This window comes from Aquabacterium sp. (assembly GCF_035476535.1).
GTDB lineage: Bacteria > Pseudomonadota > Gammaproteobacteria > Burkholderiales > Burkholderiaceae_C > Pseudaquabacterium.
Window position 1 is genome coordinate 1 of sequence record NZ_DATILJ010000315.1, and the last position, 18,954, is coordinate 18,954.

General features: G+C 65.7%; 17 protein-coding genes. 3 read left to right on the forward strand and 14 right to left on the reverse strand.

What is annotated here, in order from left to right:
- The 6 genes from VLK61_RS30315 to oxc form a co-directional block, all read right to left on the reverse strand.
- On the reverse strand, positions 1 to 572 hold a 572-nt coding region (locus VLK61_RS30315; protein WP_325427131.1), incomplete at its 3' end, for a 2Fe-2S iron-sulfur cluster-binding protein.
- Between the two features lies 1 nt (position 573).
- A complete protein-coding gene (locus VLK61_RS30320) occupies positions 574 to 2,277 on the reverse strand; it encodes an NADH-ubiquinone oxidoreductase-F iron-sulfur binding region domain-containing protein (protein ID WP_325427133.1) in 1,704 nt (567 codons plus the stop codon).
- Positions 2,278 to 2,310: 33 nt separating this feature from the next.
- Positions 2,311 to 3,558, reverse strand: a complete 1,248-nt coding sequence (gene frc, locus VLK61_RS30325) for a formyl-CoA transferase (RefSeq protein WP_325427136.1) — start codon at positions 3,556 to 3,558, stop codon at positions 2,311 to 2,313.
- Positions 3,559 to 3,697: 139 nt separating this feature from the next.
- Positions 3,698 to 4,165: a PAS domain-containing protein gene (locus VLK61_RS30330; RefSeq protein WP_325427138.1), complete on the reverse strand. Its 468-nt coding sequence runs from the start codon at positions 4,163 to 4,165 to the stop codon at positions 3,698 to 3,700.
- Between the two features lie 20 nt (positions 4,166 to 4,185).
- Positions 4,186 to 5,436 carry a formyl-CoA transferase gene (gene frc / locus VLK61_RS30335; protein WP_325427140.1) on the reverse strand — a complete coding sequence of 417 codons (1,251 nt, stop codon included), beginning with the start codon at positions 5,434 to 5,436 and terminating at the stop codon, positions 4,186 to 4,188.
- 24 nt (positions 5,437 to 5,460) lie between these two features.
- On the reverse strand, positions 5,461 to 7,179 hold the full coding sequence (gene oxc, locus VLK61_RS30340) for an oxalyl-CoA decarboxylase (RefSeq protein ID WP_325427142.1): 1,719 nt from the start codon (positions 7,177 to 7,179) through the stop codon (positions 5,461 to 5,463).
- Between the two features lie 159 nt (positions 7,180 to 7,338).
- Here oxc and VLK61_RS30345 point away from each other — a divergent pair, with 159 nt between their 5' ends.
- Entirely contained in the window at positions 7,339 to 7,953 is a 615-nt protein-coding gene (locus VLK61_RS30345; RefSeq protein ID WP_325427144.1) for a Crp/Fnr family transcriptional regulator, read from the forward strand.
- 51 nt (positions 7,954 to 8,004) lie between these two features.
- Here the strand turns inward: VLK61_RS30345 and VLK61_RS30350 are convergent, their stop codons facing one another.
- The 4 genes from VLK61_RS30350 to VLK61_RS30365 form a co-directional block, all read right to left on the reverse strand.
- Complete coding sequence (locus VLK61_RS30350; protein WP_325427147.1) at positions 8,005 to 9,534, reverse strand: tripartite tricarboxylate transporter permease; 1,530 nt, start codon at positions 9,532 to 9,534, stop codon at positions 8,005 to 8,007.
- Positions 9,535 to 9,569: 35 nt separating this feature from the next.
- A complete protein-coding gene (locus tag VLK61_RS30355) occupies positions 9,570 to 10,094 on the reverse strand; it encodes a tripartite tricarboxylate transporter TctB family protein (RefSeq protein ID WP_325427149.1) in 525 nt (174 codons plus the stop codon).
- Between the two features lie 162 nt (positions 10,095 to 10,256).
- Positions 10,257 to 11,279, reverse strand: coding sequence for a Bug family tripartite tricarboxylate transporter substrate binding protein (locus VLK61_RS30360; protein WP_325427151.1), 1,023 nt, complete (start codon positions 11,277 to 11,279; stop codon positions 10,257 to 10,259).
- A 112-nt stretch (positions 11,280 to 11,391) separates the two neighbouring features.
- Positions 11,392 to 12,339 carry a histone deacetylase family protein gene (locus VLK61_RS30365; RefSeq protein WP_325427153.1) on the reverse strand — a complete coding sequence of 316 codons (948 nt, stop codon included), beginning with the start codon at positions 12,337 to 12,339 and terminating at the stop codon, positions 11,392 to 11,394.
- Between the two features lie 121 nt (positions 12,340 to 12,460).
- Between VLK61_RS30365 and VLK61_RS30370 the strand changes: the two genes are divergently transcribed.
- Positions 12,461 to 12,691 carry a hypothetical protein gene (locus tag VLK61_RS30370; RefSeq protein ID WP_325427155.1) on the forward strand — a complete coding sequence of 77 codons (231 nt, stop codon included), beginning with the start codon at positions 12,461 to 12,463 and terminating at the stop codon, positions 12,689 to 12,691.
- A 64-nt stretch (positions 12,692 to 12,755) separates the two neighbouring features.
- On the opposite strand, the gene glxR is transcribed toward VLK61_RS30370, so the two are convergent.
- The 3 genes from glxR to gcl are packed head-to-tail and all read right to left on the reverse strand — an operon-like array spanning position 12,756 to position 16,273.
- Complete coding sequence (gene glxR, locus VLK61_RS30375) at positions 12,756 to 13,661, reverse strand: 2-hydroxy-3-oxopropionate reductase (RefSeq protein ID WP_325427157.1); 906 nt, start codon at positions 13,659 to 13,661, stop codon at positions 12,756 to 12,758.
- A gap of 24 nt (positions 13,662 to 13,685) precedes the next feature.
- Entirely contained in the window at positions 13,686 to 14,465 is a 780-nt protein-coding gene (gene hyi / locus VLK61_RS30380) for a hydroxypyruvate isomerase (protein WP_325427159.1), read from the reverse strand.
- Positions 14,466 to 14,479: 14 nt separating this feature from the next.
- Positions 14,480 to 16,273: a glyoxylate carboligase gene (gcl, locus tag VLK61_RS30385; RefSeq protein ID WP_325427161.1), complete on the reverse strand. Its 1,794-nt coding sequence runs from the start codon at positions 16,271 to 16,273 to the stop codon at positions 14,480 to 14,482.
- A 128-nt stretch (positions 16,274 to 16,401) separates the two neighbouring features.
- On the opposite strand from gcl, the gene VLK61_RS30390 reads away from it, so the two are divergent.
- Entirely contained in the window at positions 16,402 to 17,310 is a 909-nt protein-coding gene (locus VLK61_RS30390) for a LysR family transcriptional regulator (RefSeq protein WP_325427163.1), read from the forward strand.
- 62 nt (positions 17,311 to 17,372) lie between these two features.
- Here VLK61_RS30390 and VLK61_RS30395 read toward each other — a convergent pair whose 3' ends face one another.
- Complete coding sequence (locus VLK61_RS30395; protein WP_325427165.1) at positions 17,373 to 18,926, reverse strand: methyl-accepting chemotaxis protein; 1,554 nt, start codon at positions 18,924 to 18,926, stop codon at positions 17,373 to 17,375.
- Positions 18,927 to 18,954: the final 28 nt, after the last annotated feature.

The following is an 18,954-nucleotide window of genomic DNA, read 5'->3' on the forward strand; positions in this document are numbered from 1 at the left end:
TCGTCCATGTCGAAGACGATCTTCGCGTGATCGCCGCGGAAGGCCAGGCCGATGACATCGTTGACCTGCTCGTCACGGCAGGCGCGTTGGCAGCGCGTGCACTGGATGCAGGCATCCAGGTTGACCGCAATGGCCGGGTGCGACAGGTCGGCCGCCACCTTGGCGCGGGCGGCGAAGCGCGGCTTGCCGACACCCAGCTTGCGGGCCCACACGTCGACTTCGCTGTCGCGCGTGTAGGCCGTCTCCGGCATGTCCGACTGCAGCAGCTCCAGCACCAGCTTCTGCGACTTCAGCACGCGCTCGCTGTCGGTGGTGACCTTCATACCGGCGGTTGGCGCGCGGCAGCAGGACGGCGCCAGCACGCGCTCACCGGCAATCTCGACCATGCAGGAGCGGCAGTTGCCCACCGCTTCCATGCCGGGCTTGTAGCAAAGGCGCGGCACCTCGATGCCTTCGCGGTCGCAGACTTCGATCAGCGTCTCGTTGGCCCGGGCCTGCACTTCGCGGCCATCGAGCGTGAAGGTGACAACCGGCGCCAGCAGCGCGGCTTCTTGCTTGGTGATGGCATTCATCTCAGCCTGCCTTCAACTCGTGCGGAAAGTACTTGACGACGCAATCGATCGGATTCGGCGCCGCCTGGCCCAGGCCGCAGATCGATGCATCGCGCATCACCTGCGACAAGTCAGCCAGCAGGTCCAGGTCCCAATGCGGCTGCTCGATCAGCGCCGAGGCCTTGGCCGTGCCGTTGCGGCAGGGCGTGCACTGGCCGCAGGATTCATGCGCGAAGAAACGCATCATGTTGCGCGCCGCGGCGCTGGCGGTGTCCTGGTCGGACAGCACGATCACCGCGGCCGAGCCGATGAAGCAGCCATGCGGCTGCAGCGTGTCGAAGTCCAGCGGAATATCGCCCAAAGTGGCCGGCAGGATGCCGCCTGAAGCACCACCGGGCAGGTAGCCATAGAAGTCGTGTCCGTCCAGCATGCCGCCGCAGTATTCGTCGATCAGCTCGCGGATCGTGATACCCGCCGGTGCCAGCTTCACGCCCGGGCTGCGCACGCGGCCGGAGACCGAAAACGAGCGCAGGCCCTTGCGGCCGTTGCGGCCCTGGGCGGCGAACCAGTCGCCGCCTTTTTCGACGATCTCGCGCACCCAGTACAGCGTCTCGAAGTTGTGCTCCAGCGTCGGCCGGCCGAACAGGCCGACTTGCGCCACATACGGCGGGCGTAGCCGCGGCATGCCGCGCTTGCCTTCGATCGATTCGATCATCGCGGACTCTTCGCCGCAGATGTAGGCGCCTGCGCCGCGGCGCAGGATGATTTCCGGCAGGCCGGGGTAGGGCGGCTTGGCACGCAGCGAGGCGAGTTCGGCCTCCAGCATCGCGCGGCAGCCGTGGTATTCGTCGCGCAGGTAGATGTAGATGCGGCAGACGCCCACCGCCCAGGCCGCGATCAGCATGCCTTCGAGAAAGCGGTGCGGGTCGCGCTCCAGGTAGACGCGGTCCTTGAAGGTGCCGGGCTCACCTTCGTCGATGTTCACCGCCATCAGGCGCGGCGCCGGCTCGTTGTGCACGATTCGCCACTTGCGGCCCACCGGAAAACCCGCGCCGCCCAGGCCGCGAATGCCGGAGGATTCCATGGCCTGGATCACCGACTCGACATCCAGTTCATCGCCGATGCACTGCTTCAGCAGCCGATAACCGCCATCGGCCACATAGGCCGCGTGGCCGATGAAGCCGTTGGGGCGGTGGGTCGTCTCGCCGGCCTTGACCTTGGCGGCCACTGCCTCGCAGGTGGCGTGCGGCACCGGGTTCTGGCCGACCGCCACGGCGGGAGCCTGCTCGCAGCGGCCGATGCAGGGCGCGGCGATCACGCGCACGTCCTTGCCCAGGATGGCAGGGAGCTTGGCCAGCAGCTTGGCGGCGCCGGCCATCTCGCAGGACAGGCCGTCGCAGACGCGCACGGTCAGCGCCGCGGGCGGCAGATCGCCTTCCTTCACGATGTCGAAGTGGTGGTAGAAGCTCGCGACTTCATACACCTCCGTCTGCGCCAGACCCATCTCGCGGGCCAGCGCCGCCAGGTGGCGTGCGCTCAGGTGGCCGGCATGGTCCTGCAGCTTGTGCAGGTACTCGATCAGCATGTCACGGGCCAGTGGACCGGCGCCGACCAGCCGCCGCACTTCCTGCACGGCTTCGGGGTCGACGATCCGCCCCTTCGGCGCCTCGCGCTTGCGTTGGCGGCTGGCCGGCTCGGCGAGGATGGGGATGGTGCGCGCGTTCATGGGTGTCTCACTCTGTGCCGTCGGCGGTACAGGTCATACCGCGCCTTCGGCGCGGAGGGCCGCCACGTCGTCGGCGCTGAAGCCCAGCTGGCCCAGCACTTCATCGGTGTGCTCCCCCAGCAGCGGCGAGCGGGTGACTTCGGTCGGGCTGTCGGACATCTTGATGGGATTGCCCACCGTCAGGTACTTGCCGCGCGTCGGGTGGTCGACCTCCACCACCGTGCCGGTGGCGCGCAGGGCAGGCTCTTCGGCGATTTCCTTCATCGACAGGATCGGGCCGCAGGGGATGTCGTACTTGTTCAGGATGTCCATCGCCTCGTACTTGTCCTTGGTCATCGTCCACTTCTCGATGCGGGCAAAAATCGGCTTCAGATGCAACAAGCGGGCCTGCGGCGTCGCATAGGCCTCGTCGTCGATCCACTCCTCCTCGCCGATCACCTTGCAGATGGCCGGCCACACGGCGCCCTGGGTGATGAAGTAGATGTAGGCGTTGGGGTCGGTTTCCCAGCCCTTGCACTTCAGGATCGAGCCGGGCTGGCCGCCGCCGGAGGCATTGCCGGCGCGCGGCACCGCATCGCCGAACTTGCCGTCCGGGTACTGCGGGTACTCGTGCATCGTGTGGGTGCGCGCGAGGCGCTGCTGGTCGCGCAGCTTCACGCGGCACAGGTTCAGCACCGCGTCCTGCATCGGGGCCAGCACCTTCTGGCCCCGGCCGCTGTGCGTGCGCTGGTACAACGCCGCCACGATGCCCAGCGCCAGGTGCAGGCCGGTGCCGCTGTCGCCGATCTGCGCGCCGGTCACCATCGGCGGGCCGTCGTCGAAGCCCGAGGTCGAGGCCGAGCCGCCGGCGCATTGCGCGACGTTTTCGTAGACCTTGCAGTCCTCATACGGCCCGGGGCCGAAGCCCTTGACCGAAGCGACGACCATGCGCGGGTTCAGCTCCTGGATGTGTTCCCAGGTGATGCCCATGCGGTCCATCGCGCCGGGCGCGAAGTTCTCGACCAGCACGTCGCAGGTCTTGATCAGGCGGTCCAGCACCGCCATGCCCTTCTTGCTCTTGGTGTTGATCGTGATCGAGCGCTTGTTGTGGTTCAGCATCGTGAAGTAGAGGCTGTCCACTCCGGGAATGTCCCGCAGCTGGCCCCGCGTGGCGTCACCTTCGCCGGGGCGTTCCACCTTGATCACGTCGGCGCCGAACCATGCCAATAACTGCGTGCAGGTCGGGCCCGATTGCACATGCGTGAAATCGAGGACGCGAACGCCGGCTAGTGCCTTGCTCATCAACTTTCTCCAATTGCAGCTTGAAAAAGGGGTTCGTTCAGCAGTGCGCGCCGGCTCGCGTTGGACACGGGCCTGGGCACGACTGTCAAGTCAGGTTGCCGCGCCGATGAGCGCAGCCGGTCAACCCGACAGAATACCTTCAGCCGGCGGCCGGGGGCGCGGCTAACGCGGCGAGCTGCGCTTCCAGCTCGGCCACGCGCTTGCGCAGCGCACGGTCTTCATTGAAGCGGCTGGTGTCGTCGCGGATCACCGAGATGATCGAGTTCACCTGGTTGTCCGGCGTGAACAGCATGGCCACCGTGAAGGCGATCGACATCGATTGGCCCGCCTTGTTGATCGCCGGCACCCGCAGCACATCCGTGCCATAACGCGTGATGCCGGTGGCCATGGTCTTGTCGTAGCCTTCCCAGTGGCGCTTGCGCAGGCGCTCGGGAATGATGATGTCCAGGGAGTTGCCCAGCGCCTCTTCCGGCGTGTGGCCAAACATGCGTTCGGCCGCCGCATTCCACACTGTGATGCGACCTTGCGCATCGCAGGCGACGATAGCGTCGCCAACCGCCGCCACCACGGCGCCCATGTCGATGCTTGAGCCAGTCTCCGAGGACATCTTGTTTTCTCCGATCTTGCTCAGACTGCCTTGGATGCGTGCATCGCGGCGATCTTTTCCTTGCTGTAGCCCAACTCAGCCAGCACTTCGTCGGTGTGCTCACCCAGCAGCGGCGAACCGGTGATCTCGACCTTCATGTCGGAGAACTTGATCGGGCTGCCGACGGTCAGGTAGGAGCCGCGCTCCTTGTGCTGGACTTCGGTGATGGTACCGCTGGCCCGCAGCGAAGGATCGACCGAGATCTCCTTCATCGACATCACCGGCGCGCAGGGAATGTCGAACTTGCGCAGGATGTCGACCGCTTCGAACTTGGTCTTGTTGGCCAGCCATTCCTCGATGGTCGCGAAGATCTCGGTGATGTGCGGCTGGCGCGCCTTGGGTGTCATGTAGGCCGGGTCGGTCTTCCATTCCGGCTTGCCGATGGCCTCGCAGATCGGCGCCCAGGCCTGGCCCTGGATGGTGAAGTAGATGTAGGCGTTGGGGTCCGTCTGCCAGCCCTTGCACTTGAGCACCCAGCCCGGCTGGCCGCCGCCGCCGGCATTGCCGCCGCGCGGCACCACGTCGGTGAACTTGCCGTGCGGGTACTGCGGATACTCTTCCAGGTAGCCCAGGCGGTCCAGGCGCAGCTGGTCGCGCAGCTTCACGCGGCACAGGTTCAGCACGGCGTCCTGCATCGAGCAGGCCACCTTCTGGCCGCGGCCGGTCTTGTCGCGCTGGCGCAGCGCCGTCAGGATGCCGATGGCCAGGTGCATGCCGGTGTTGCTGTCGCCCAGCGCCGCGGCGCTGACGGTCGGCGGGCCGTCCCAGAAACCGGTGGTCGACGCGGCACCGCCGGCGCATTGCGCGACGTTCTCGTAGACCTTCAGGTCTTCATAGTGGTGGCCGTCGCTGAAGCCCTTGACCGAGGCCAGGATCATCTTCGGGTTAAGTTCGAGGATGCGCTCCCACGGGAAGCCCATGCGGTCCAGCGCGCCGGGGCCAAAGTTCTCGACCATCACGTCGGAGACCTTGATCAGGTCTTCCAGCACCTTCTTGCCTTCGGGCGTCTTGGTGTCCAGCGTCAGCGAGCGCTTGTTGCTGTTGAGCTGCGTGAAGTACAGCGCGTCGACGTCCGGGATGTCACGCAGCTGGCTGCGGGTGACGTCGCCGGAACCGGGACGCTCCACCTTGATCACGTCCGCTCCGAACCACGCCAGCATCTGCGTGCAGGCCGGGCCGGCCTGGACATGCGTGAAGTCGATGATCTTGATGTCGTCGAGTGCCTTGGTCATTGCATTCTCCTTGGGTAGCTTGGGTTACTTCTTCATCGCCGCAGTTTGCGGGTTCAGGCTGCTGATGCGACCGCTTTCGGTGCCGGCGGTCTCGTCGATGACGGCGTTGATCAGGGTCGGCTTGCCGGAAGCCACCGCTTCGGCCAGCGCCTTGCCCAACTCGTCCGCGGTGGTGGCATGCACGCCGACACCGCCGAAGGCTTCCATCAGCTTGTCGTAGCGCGCGTTCTTGACGAAGACGGTGGGCGCCACATCGGCCGAGCCGGACGGGTTCTTGTCGGTGCCACGGTACACGCCGTTGTTGTTGAAGACAATCACGCACACCGGCAGGTTGTAGCGGCAGATGGTTTCCACTTCCATGCCGCTGAAGCCGAAGGCCGAATCCCCTTCGATCGCGATCACCGGTTTGCCGGTGACCACCGCAGCGGCCACGGAAAAGCCCATGCCGATGCCCATGATCCCCCAGGTGCCGACGTCCAGGCGTTTGCGCGGCTCGTACATGTCGACAATGCTGCGCGCAAAGTCCAGCGTGTTCGCGCCTTCGTTGACGACGATGGCGTCCGGCCGGGCCTTGACCTGGTCGCGGATCACGCTCAGCGCCGACTGGAAGTTCATCGGCGACGGGCGCGCGGCCAGCGTGGCGGCCATCTTCGACAGGTTCTTGTCCTTGCGCTCGGCGATCTGGCCGGTCCAATCGGTGGGCGGCTTGGCCCAGCTGCCGTCGATGCCGGCCAGCAGCGCCGCGACGCAGGAGCCGATGTCGCCGATCAGCGGTGCTTCGATGGCCACGTTGCTGTCGATCTCGGTCGGCGCGATGTCGATCTGGATGAACTTCTTCGGGCCCTTGTCCTGCGCCCAGGTCTTGCCCTTGCCGTGCGACAGCAGCCAGTTCAGCCGCGCGCCGACCAGCATCACCACGTCGGCTTCCTGCAGCACGTAGGAGCGCGCGGCGGAGGCGGACTGAACGTGAGTGTCAGGGAGCAGGCCCTTGGCCATGGACATCGGCAGGTAGGGGATACCGGTCTTCTCGACCAGCGCGCGGATGTCGGCATCGGCCTGGGCATAGGCGGCTCCCTTGCCAAGCAGGATCAGCGGCTTCTTGGCGCTCTTGAGCAGGTCCAGCGCGCGCTTCACCGCATCGGGCGCGGGAATCTGCCGCGGCGCCGGATCGACGACCTTGATCAGCGAAGCCTTGCCGGCCTCGGCATCCATGGTCTGGGCGAACAGCTTGGCCGGCAGGTCCAGGTAGACGCCGCCCGGGCGGCCAGACAGCGCCGAGCGGATGGCGCGGGCGATGCCGACACCGATGTCCTCGGCATGCAGCACGCGGAAGGCGGCCTTGCACAGCGGCTTGGCGATGGCCAGCTGGTCCATCTCTTCGTAGTCGCCCTGCTGCAGGTCGACGATTTCGCGCTCGCTGGACCCGCTGATCAGGATCATCGGGAAGCAGTTCACCGTGGCGTTGGACAGCGCGGTCAGGCCGTTCAGGAAGCCGGGCGCCGAGACGGTCAGGCAGATGCCGGGCTTTTGCGTCAGGAAGCCGGCGGCCGCGGCGGCGTTGCCGGCGTGCTGCTCGTGGCGGAACGAGATCACGCGCATGCCCTCGGCCTGCGCCATGCGCGTCAGGTCGGTGATCGGGATGCCGGGCAGGCCGAAGATGGTGTCGATGTCATTGAGCTTCAGGGCGTCGATGACCAGGTGAAAGCCGTCGGTCAGCTCTCGGGTGGGGGTGTCGTTGCTCATGTCGAGTTGTCTCTCCGTGGGGTTCTGCTACCGAGATAACGCAGGCTGGATTCAGTGGGACTTATGATAGGAATCGGCCCGCGGAATCGCCGTTGACCGCGGTCAAGATTCGAAATCTGGCCCCTATCGCATACCCGCGCTTTTGCCGCCGAAGTCCCGATGATCGCGACCCCCATAGAAAAGCACGATGAACGCAACATCATCCGCGTTCAGCTCAAGCAGAACATCGTTCTCAAGGAGATGACCGACGCCGAGCGCAACGAGCTCGAGCCGCACCTGGTCATCGTCGACACGAACAAGGGTGACGTGCTGCTGCACCAGGGCGTGCACGACATGGAGCAGTATTTCGTGCTCGACGGCTTGCTCGAGCGCGTGGTGACCAATGCCGACGGCAAGGAAATGATCCTGCGCTTTGCGGCCGAGCGCGACATCGAGACCAGCTACGCCGCCTGGCGGCTGAACACGCCCACGCCGTACAGCATCGTCTGCGTCACCAAGGTGCGGGTGGCCAAGCTGCCGATGCCGACCTGGGTGAGCTTCATGGACCAGCACCCGAAGTTCAAGGCCACCTTCGAGCACGAGGTGATGCGGCTGATGAGCGAAATCCTGGCCCACACCATCACGCTGCACCTGCTGGACGCGCCGGGGCGCGTGCACCGCTTCGAGCGCAAGCATCCGGAATTGGCCGAACGGCTGCCGAAGAAGGTGCTGGCCGCGTACTTGAACCTGTCGGCCGAGACCTTGAGCCGCCTGAAGCAGCGCGGCAAGATCTGAAGCGAAAAAGGCCCGCCGAAGCGGGCCTTTGCGGCTTGAGCCTGTCAGGCTTCAATCAACCGGCTGTTGGGCACGCAGCGGATCGACCTTCGGCGGGCGGATCTTGGTCATCAGCTTGCCGATCAGCGGCCACAGCAGCAGCACCAGGGCCAGCGTGGTGATCGAGCCGACCAGCGGGTTGGACCACATGACGAACACGTCGCCTTGCGAGATCAGCATCGACTGGCGGAACGAGTCTTCGGCCTTGTCGCCCAGCACGATGGCCAGCACCAGCGGCGCCAGCGGGTAGTCGAGCTTCTTGAACACGTAGCCGATGACGCCGAAACCGAGCATGAACCAGATGTCGAGCATCGCGTTGTGCACGGTGTAGGCACCGATGGCACAGATCACGATGATCACCGGCGCGATGATCGAGAACGGAATGCGCAGGATCGATGCGAACAGCGGCACGGTGGACAGCACGACGATCAGCCCGACCAGGTTGCCCAGGTACATGCTGGCGATCAGGCCCCAGACGAAGTCCTTCTGTTCGACGAACAGCAGCGGTCCGGGCTGCAGGCCCCAGATCAGCAGGCCGCCCAGCAGCACCGCAGCGGTCGGCGAGCCCGGGATGCCCAGCGCCAGCATCGGCAACAGCGCGCTGGTGCCGGCGGCATGCGCCGCAGTTTCCGGCGCGATCACGCCTTCGACTTCGCCGGTGCCGAACTTGGACCCGCTCTTCGACATCTTCTTGGCCAGTCCATAGCTCATGAAGGACGCGGGTGTGGCGCCGCCGGGGGTGATGCCCATCCAGATGCCAACCAGCGAGCTGCGCAGCGAGGTGACCCAGTACTTGGGCAGTTCCTTCCAGGTTTCCCAGACCACCTTCGGGCTGATCTTGGCCGACTTGCCGGAGAAGTTCAGGCCTTCTTCCATCGAGATCAGGATCTCGCCGATGCCGAACAGGCCGATCACGGCGATCAGGAAGTCGAAACCGCGCATCAGTTCCGGCTGGCCAAAGGTCATGCGCAATTGGCCGGTGACGGTGTCCATGCCCACCGCGGCCAGCGCAAAGCCCAGCGCCATCGCGATCAGGATCTTGAACGGCGATCCCTTGCCCATGCCGACGAAGCTGCAGAAGGTCAGCAGGTACACCGAGAAGAACTCCGGCGCGCCGAACTTGAGTGCGAACTTCGCGACCATCGGCGCCAGGAAGGTGATCATCACCACGGCGACGAAGGCACCGACGAAGGACGAGGTGAACGCGGCGGTCAGCGCCTGTCCGGCCTTGCCCTTTTGCGCCATCGGATAACCATCGAAGGTGGTGGCCACCGACCAGGGCTCGCCCGGTATGTTGAACAGCACCGAGGTGATGGCGCCGCCGAACAGCGCGCCCCAGTAGATGCACGACAGCATCACGATCGCCGAGGTCGGCGACATCGAAAACGTCAGCGGCAGCAGGATGGCCACGCCGTTCGCGCCGCCCAGGCCGGGCAGCACGCCGATCAGCACGCCGAGGATGATGCCAACGAACATCAGCCCCAGGTTGGTGGGGGTCAGCACAACGGCGAACCCCTGCATCAATGAATTCAGTTCTTCCATTTTGGGTCAGGCTCCAGAAGAGGTGCGGGGCAGCATCAGTAGCCGAGGAAGCGCAGCGGATCGAGCGTGCCCTTGTACAGCGGCACCTTGAACCAGACCTCGAACATCATGAAGAAGACGGTGTTCACCACCACGGCCACGGTCACGCTCTTGAAGGCGCTGTACTTGCCCATGATGATCATGAACAGCGTGATGTAGATCGCCGAGGCGATGTACAGCCCGAGCAGCACGGTGGCCAGCACGTACACGCCGGCCGGCAGCAGCACCGCGAGCACGCGCTTGAACTGCTCGCGGTCGACGAAGGTGCCGGTGTCGCGCTGCGCGCTGAACTTGGCCTGGTAGATGATGCCCAGCGCCGAGATGCAGATGATCAGCCCGATGTAGAACGGAAAGTAGCCGGCGCCCGGGCCATCGCTGGTCCAGCCGGCGCCCAGGCGCCGGGCCTCGACGATCACCACCAGCCCGAAAGCGAAGAGGATGGCCGCGACCACCGCATCGACGGTGTTGTTCTTGGCGAGCGTCGGGCTGTCGGGTTCGCCGTGGTCTTGCTTGTCTGACATGGAAGTACTCCGAGGTTCGAAGGGCCCGGCGGGCGTGCGCAGGCGCACATCACCGGGCGGCGACGTGAGGGTCTTACAACAGGGGCTGCGGAGGGTCGAAGGCCGCAGCCGCCGGGGCCGCTGCGGCGGCGTGCGCTCAGGCACGCGCCGCGCGTGTCGGCCTCAGGGCTTGGCCAGGAATCCGGCTTCGGTCATCAGCTGCTTGTGCGTGGCTTCGGCCGTCTCGAGCCACTTGCGGTACTCGGGGCCGGTCATCGCCGTGTTGTTGAACGCGCCCTTCTCCATGTACTCCTTCCAGTCCGGCGTCTCGCGCACCTTCTTCAGCAGCTCCACGTAGAAGGCAGTCTGGTCGGCGCTGACGCCAGGCGCCATGAAGATGCCACGCAGCATCACGTAATCGGTGGGCACGCCGGCTTCCTTGCAGGTGGGAATGTCGCCCCAGGATTGCTTGTCGGTGACCTTGTCCTTGTACGGCATGCGGGTGTCGTCGAACACGCACAGCGCTTGCAGCTTGCCGGCGCGCCACTGGGCCACGGCCTCGATCGGGTTGTTCACCGTGGCATTGATGTGGCCGCCCACCAGCTGCACCGCCACCTCGCCGCCGCCCTTGAAGGGCACGTAGATGAACTTGGTGCCGGTGGCCTTCTCGAGGCCCACGGTCAGGATCTGGTCTTCCTGCTTCGAACCGGTGCCGCCCATCTTGAACTTGTTCGGGCCAGCGTCCTTCACGGCCTTGATGAAGTCGGCCGCCGTCTTGTAGCCGGCGTCGGCATTGACCCACAGCACGAACTGGTCGAGTGCCATCATCGACACCGGCGTCATGTCCTTCCAGTTGAAGGGCACACCGGTGGCCATCGGCGTGGTGAACAGGTTGGACAGCGTGATGATGATCTTGTGCGGGTCGCCCTTGGCATCCTTGACCGCCAGAAAGCCCTCGGCGCCAGCGCCACCGGACTTGTTGACGACGACCAGCGATTCCTTCATCAGCTTGTGCTTGACGATGATGCCCTGGATCAAGCGGGCCATCTGATCGGCGCCGCCACCGGTGCCCGCGGGCACGACGAATTCAACCGGCTTGGAGGGCTCCCACGCGTGGGCCGGGGTGGTGCCGGCGATGGCCAGCAAAGCGGCTGCGCAAACGCCTGCCAGGCGCGCTGCGGGGCGTGAAATGAGCTTGTGGATCATGCTGTCTCCTGTGTGTCTGGGGTGCACTTACGGGGTAGGACGGACGCCCGTTTCCCCACGATTCAATGCTGCGACCAGCCTGCTTCAAACCTGATTGACCGCGGTCAACTTTTCAGAAAGCCCCTATGGGGGTTTCCATCAGCGCACGCACATGCGCGGCGCTTCCGCTGGCCAGGCCTTCGAGGCTGTAGCCGCCTTCTAGAACCGAAACCACGCGGCCATGCGCCGACTCGTCGGCGACGGCCATCAGCTCGCGCGTGATCCAGTGGAAGTCGTCGTCGGTGAAGTCCAGGCCGCCCAGGGGATCGAGGTGATGGGCGTCGAAGCCGGCCGAGATGATCAACAGATCGGGCGCAAAGCGGCGCAGCGCCGGCAGCATCTCGTTGCGCATGCTGTCGCGGAACTTCTCGGACCCGCAGGGCCGCGACAAGGGGATGTTGACGATGTTGTGGGCCACGCCGGTTTCATGCCGCGCGCCGGTGCCGGGGTAGAAGGGTGCCTGGTGGCAGGAGCCATAGAACAGCGCAGGATCGCGCCAGAAGCTGTTCTGGGTGCCGTTGCCATGGTGCACGTCGAAATCCATCACCGCGACGCGTTGCAGGCCTCGCGCGGCGCGTGCGTGCAGTGCCGCGATGGCGGCCTGGTTGAAGACGCAGAAGCCCATCGCCCGATCGGCCTCGGCATGGTGGCCGCAGGGCCGCGTGGCGCAGAAGGCATTGCGCGCTTCGCCGCTGGCCACGGCATCCACCGCGGCGCAGGCCGCGCCGACGCAGCGCATCACCGCCTGCAGCGTGCCGGGCGACATCACCGTGTCGCCGGCGTCCAGCAGGCGCAGGCCGGAACTCGGCGACAAGGCTTCGACGTGTTCGACGTAGTCGTCGGTGTGCACCCGCAGCACCTGCTCGCGCGTGCCCATCGGCGCGTCGCGCCACTGCGCTTCGGCGAACGCCGGCGTCTGCAGGGCTTGCAGCACGGCCAGCAGCCGGTCGGGCGACTCGGGGTGGTGGGCGCCTGGGCGGTGCTCCAGGCAGGCGGGATGGCTGTAGATCAGCGTTGTCATGGGCAAACCTTTTTTGGAAAAACTTGACCGCGGTCAAGAAACGCAAAATCAGGGTATTCCCTGTAGAGGGTTAACCCCATAAGATTGCTGCACTGCAACCAAACTGATCCAGGAGTTCACGATGTCCAGCGCCAGCGCAACTTTCCAGGCCCCGCTCGGAATTTCCGGCGCCTTCAAGGCCTTCGCCAACGAAGCTTACGTGCTGATGTCGGCCATGCTGAACCCGGGCCAGGTGATCGAAGAAGTCCACCAGATGCGCAAGCTGCAGCTCGAGGCGGACAAGATCGAAGCCAGCGAGCCGGCGCGTGCCGCGGCGCTGCGCCGCAAGGCCGCGCGCATCGGCATGAATTGAGGGTCCCGGCCAGCGCGCTCCCGCGCGCCGGCATGCAAGACCTGTCGGGCTTGACTGGCCTGCTTCATCCGGCCTGCTGGCCGACCTCGAAATTCGCCAGCATCTCCAGCGCACGCACCATCGCCGAGTGATCCCAGTTCGCGCCGCCATGCGCGGCGCAGGCGTTGAACAGTTCCTGCGCGGTGGCGGTGTTGGGCAGCGAGACGCCCAGCGCACGTGCGCTGCTCAAGGCCAGGTTCAGATCCTTCTGGTGAAGCCCGATGCGAAAGCCCGGCTCGAACGTGCGCTTGATCATGCGCTCGCCATGCACCTCGAGGATCTTCGACGACGCGAAGCCGCCCATCAGCGCCTGACGCACACGCGCCGGGTCCGCGCCGGCGCGTGAGGCGAACAGCAGCGCTTCGGCCACCGCCTCGATGTTCAGCGCGACGATGATCTGATTGGCCACCTTGGCCGTCTGGCCGTCGCCATTGCCGCCGACCAGCGTGATGTTCTTGCCCATCAACTCGAACAGCGGCAATACGGTGTCGAAGACCGCCGGCGCACCGCCGACCATGATGGACAGCGTGGCGTTTTTCGCGCCCACTTCGCCGCCGGAGACCGGCGCATCGAGGTAGTCGCCGCCGATCGCGTTGATGCGCGCGGCAAAGGCCTTGGTGGCGATCGGTGAGATCGAGCTCATGTCGACGACGATCTTGCCGCGTGTCAGGCCGGCGGCAATGCCGGTCTCGTCGAACAGCGCAGCTTCGACATCCGGCGTGTCCGGCACCATCAGGAACACGATGTCGGCGCGCTCGGCCACGCCGCGTGCGCTGGTGCACACGGTGGCGCGTGACTCGCCGATCTCCGCCGGCAGTTTGCCGAGCGTGTGCACGAACAGCTGATGGCCGGCGCGCAGCAGGTGCCCGGCCATCGGCGTGCCCATGATGCCCAGGCCGACGAAGCCGAGCTTGAGGGGATGTGAGGTCATGTGTCGAGTTTCCAGAGGAAGGTGTCAGTGCGCGAGGCGTTGACGCCAGCCGAGGCCGGCTTCGGTCGTCGTGAGCGGCTTGTATTCGCAGCCGATCCAACCCGCATAGCCGATGCGGTCCAGGTGCGCGAACAGGAATTCGTAGTTGATCTCGCCGGTGCCGGGTTCGTTGCGCCCGGGGTTGTCCGCCAATTGGATGTGACCGATGCGCGCCAGGTGTTTCTGCACCGTGGCCGCCAGTTCGCCTTCCATGCGCTGCGCGTGGTAGAGGTCATATTGCACAAAGGCATTGGCCGCGCCCACTTCGTCCAGAATGGCCAGCGCCTGCGCCGTGCGGTTCAGGTAGAAGCCCGGAATGTCGAAGGTATTGATAGGCTCGATCAGCAGCCGCAAGCCGGCCTGCTGCAGTTCGGCGGCCGCGTGGCGCAGGTTGTTCACCAGCGTGCGCCGCAGCGTCGCTTCGTCGATGCCGGCCGGCGCCTTGCCGGCCAGGCAGTTCAGCTGCGGCACGCCCAGCGCTTGCGCGTAGTCGACCGCGCGGACCACGCCGGCGCGGAATTCGTCGACCCGCTCGGGCAGGCAGGCGATGCCGCGCTCGCCGGCCTCCCAGTCGCCGGCGGGCAGGTTGTGCAGCACCGGCGTCAGGCCGTGCTCGTCGAGCCGGCGCTTGATCTCGGCGGCCGGGTGGGCATACGGGAACAGGAACTCGACGGCCGTGAAACCCGCCTTGGCCGCCCGCTCGAAGCGCTCGAGGAAGGGCAGGTCGGTGAACAGCATCGTCAGGTTGGCAGCGAACTTCGGCATGGTTTGTCCTGTGATCAGTCCAGCATCGACAGCGCGGTCGGTGCGTCTTCGCGGCTTTGCGCGAGCTCTTCGAATTCGTTGATGTTGTCGATCTCGGTGCCCATGGCGATGTTGGTCACGCGCTCCAGGATCACCTCGATCACCACCGGCACGCGGTACTCGGCCATCCAGGCTTCGGCCTGGTCGATGGCCGGGCGCATGTCCTCCTGGCGCTCGACGCGGATGGCCTTGCAGCCCAGGCCTTCGGCCACTTTCAGGTGGTCGACGCCATAGCCCTTGACGATGCCGTCGCTGGCCGGCGTGTTGATGTTGTCGAAGCCCAGCTGCACGCAGTAATCCATGCTGAAGCCGCGCTGCGCCTGGCGGATCAGGCCCAGGTAGCTGTTGTTGACGACGACATGGATGTAGGGCAGCTTGAACTGCGCCCCGACCGCCAGCTCCTCGATCAGGAACTGGAAGTCGTAGTCGCCGGACAGCGCCACGATCTTGCGGCCCGGGTCCGCGGCGCGCACGCCCAATGCCGCCGGCACGGTCCAGCCCAGCGGGCCGGCCTGGCCGCAGTTGATCCAGTGCCGCGGCTTGTAGACATGCAGGAACTGCGCTGCGGCAATCTGGCTCAGGCCGATGGTGCTGATGTAGCAGACGTCCTCACCGAACGCGCGGGTCATGCACTGGTACACGCGCTGCGGCTTCATCGGCACGTTGTCGAAGTTCGTCTTGCGCTGGTACTCAATGGAGCCCTTGCGCTGCTGGCATTCAGCGGTCCAGCCGGACCAGTCGCGCAGCCGGCCTTGCGTTTGCCATTCACGCGCCACCTCGACGAACAAGGCCAGTGCCGCCTTCGCATCCGAGACGATGCCGTAGTCGGGTGCAAAGACGCGGCCGATCTGCGTCGGTTCGATGTCGACGTGCACGAAGGTGCGGCCCTTGGTGTAGACCTCGACCGAGCCGGTGTGGCGGTTGGCCCAGCGGTTGCCGATGCCGAGCACGAAGTCGCTGGCCAGCATCGTCGCATTGCCGTAGCGGTGGCTGGTCTGCAAGCCGACCATGCCGGCCATCAGCGGGTGGTTGTCGGGAATCGCGCCCCAACCCATCAATGTCGGAATCACCGGCAGTCCCAGCAGTTCGGCGAACTCCACCAGCAGATCGCAGGCATCGGCATTGATCACGCCGCCGCCGGCGACGATGAGCGGCTTGTCGGCCGCCAGCAGCATCTCCAGCGCCTTCTCGACCTGCTTGCGGCTGGCCGCGGGCTTGTAGACCGGCAGCGGCTCGTAGGTCTCGATGTCGAACTCGATCTCGGCCATCTGCACATCGAAGGGCAGGTCGATCAGCACGGGGCCCGGCCGGCCCGAACGCATCAGGTGGAAGGCCTGCTGGAAGGCGCGCGGCACCTGGGCCGGCTCCAGCACGGTGGTGGCCCACTTGGTCACCGGCTTGGCGATGGCCTGGATGTCCACCGCCTGGAAGTCTTCCTTGTGCAGGCGCGCGCGCGGTGCCTGGCCGGTGATGCACAGGATAGGGATCGAATCGGCCTGCGCCGAATACAGGCCGGTGATCATGTCGGTGCCGGCCGGCCCCGAGGTGCCGATGCACACCCCTATGTTGCCGGCCTTGGCCCGCGTGTAGCCCTCGGCCATGTGCGAGGCGCCCTCGACATGGCGGGCCAGCACATGCGCGATCGATTCGCGCTCGCGCATGCAGGCATACAGCGGGTTGATCGCCGCGCCCGGAATACCGAAGGCTTGCGACACGCCTTCTTTCTCCATCACCAGCACCGCGGCCATTGCAGCCTTCATTCGCGTCATCGTCGTCTCCAGGTCTTGAATCGATGGGGCGCATGGTCGGCGGGCCGCTCGACTACGTGAATCCAAGTCAGGAGATATTTGATATTCCACGGCGGAATGGCGGCTGCGAAAGCGCGCACCATGCAGCCATGGATCGTGTACAGGGCATTCGGCTGTTCATTCGCGTTGTCGAAGCGGGCTCGTTCAGCAAGGCCGCCACCGACCTGGGGCTGACGCAGCCCACCGCCACCAAGCACATCGCCGAGCTGGAGCGCCGGCTCGGTTCACGCCTGCTGCACCGCAGCACGCGAGGCGTGACGCCGACCGAGATCGGCACGCTGTACTACGACAAGTGCCGGATCATCGCGCGCGAGTTGGAAGAGGCCGACAACCTGGCCGCGCTGCTGCAGTCCCGGCTGCGCGGCAGCCTGCGCATCAGCGCGCCGGTGGCTTTCGGCCGGCGCGTGCTGGTGCCGCTGGTGCTGCGCTTCATGCGGCAATACCCGGAGCTGCAGATCGACCTCAGCTTCGAGGACCGCTATGTCAACCTGATCGAGCAGGGCATCGACGTGGCGCTGCGGCTGGGCCGGCTGGCCGATTCATCACTGGGCGCGCGCACGCTGGGCAGCAACCCCTGGGTGCTGGTGGCCTCGCGCGACTATCTTCAGCAGCGCGGCACGCCGCAAGCCCCGCAGGACCTGGCGCTGCACGATGCATTGCTCTACAGCACCGTGCAGGGCGACGATCGCTGGCATTTCGCCGACCGCGCCGGGCAGCCGCTGCAGGTGCCGGTGAAGGGCCCGCTGCGCTCGAACAACCTGTCGGCGCTGCTGGCGGCGGCGCGTGCGGGTTTTGGCGTCGCGGCCTTGCCTTGGTATGTGGCGCATGAATCGGTGCGCACCGGCGCCGTGCAGGCGCTGCTGGCCGACTGGGCCCTGCCTTCGCAGGAGATCCACGCGGTCTACCCGTCGCCGCGCTTGCTGCCTAGCAAAGTGAGCGGCTTCGTGAACTGGCTGGAAGGCCGGTTCTCGGGTGAGTGGTGGTGCCAGCCGGGCTGAGCGCACCGGCGACACCCTCCGCTGCGCAGTTGGCCCGAACCGGCCGCCGCGGCATCATGGCATCAAGCCACCTTGAACACCGCCACCGTCTGCACCAGTTGCTGCGCCTGCACCTTGAGGCTTTCGGCCGCGGCAGCGCTCTCTTCCACCAGCGCGGCATTCTGTTGCGTGACCTGGTCCATCTGACTCACGGCGGTGCCCACCTGCGTCACCCCGGCACTCTGTTCGGTGCTGGCCGCACTGATCTCGCCGACGATGTCGGTGACGCGCTTGATCGAGCTGACCACCTCGGACATCGTGACGCCGGCCTGACCGACCAGCAGGGTTCCCTGCTCAACCCGTTCCACGCTGGCGTTGATCAGGCTCTTGATCTCCTTGGCGGCTTCCGCCGAACGGCCGGCCAGGTTGCGCACCTCGCTGGCCACCACGGCGAAGCCGCGACCCTGTTCGCCTGCGCGCGCCGCTTCCACCGCGGCGTTCAAGGCCAGGATGTTGGTCTGGAAGGCAATGCCGTCGATGACGCCGATGATGTCCGAGATCTTCTTGGAGCTGTCGTTGATGCCCTTCATGGTGTCCACCACCTGGTCGACCACCGAGCCGCCCCGGATGGCGACGGTCGAAGCGCTCAGGGCGAGCTGGCTGGCTTGCCTGGCGTTGTCGGCATTCTGTTTGACGGTGGCGCTGAGCTGCTCCATCGAAGCGGCGGTTTGTTCCAGTGCCGACGCCTGCTCTTCGGTGCGCTGGCTCAGGTCATTGTTGCCCTGGGCGATCTGCGCCGAAGCCGTGGCCACCGACTCCGAGTTCTGCCGCACGTTGGAAACCACCTTCACCAGGCTGGCTTGCATGGACCGGAGCTGCGCCATCAGGCTCGTCGTGTCGCCTGACCGGAGCTGGATCGGAACGCTGAGGTCGCCGGCGGCCACATAGCGCGCCAGGTCAGCGGCCGTTGCCGGTTCGCCGCCGAGTTGGCGAACGATGGAGCGCGCCATGATCCAGCCGCCGACCGCGAAGAACACAACCGTCACGCCGCCCACGACGAGCATGGCCAGCAGCGCGGCGTCGTAGGCCTTTTGCGCCTCGAGCTGCGACTCGTCGGCGAGCTTCATCTGCAAGGCGGCCAGCTCTTCGACGGCTTCGAGGGCCTGGTTCTGGGCCGGCCGCACTTCAGCGAGCAACACCTTTGTGGCCTCCTCGTTCTTGTTGGACAAGCCCAGTGCCACAGCCTTGTCCAAAGGGGCTTGCATCGATGCCGCCGTCGAGCTCACTTTGGCCAGGATGGCTTTGCCGGCCTCGGTGTTGATGACAGCGGTCAGCTGCTTCTCCAGCTTGGCAAATTCGACTCGCAGTTGCTCGAGGCGATCCCTTTCTTTCTTCATGCCGGCCTCGTCGGTCAGCAGGACGATATTGCGAGAAGCAATGCCTACCGTGCGCAGGTTGATGACCATGTCCTTGGCGGCGATGACCCGCGGGAGTCGCTCGTCGGCCACTTTGTCCAACTGGTGCTTGATGCTGCCCATGCTGAAAGTGCCGAGCGCGATCATGCCGATCAGGAGAACAGTCGCGATGACCACGGCGGCTGTGAATTTGGTAGCAAGTTTCATGTTCTGGAAGTTCATGGTGAATCCTTTGAATAGCTGTCGAGCA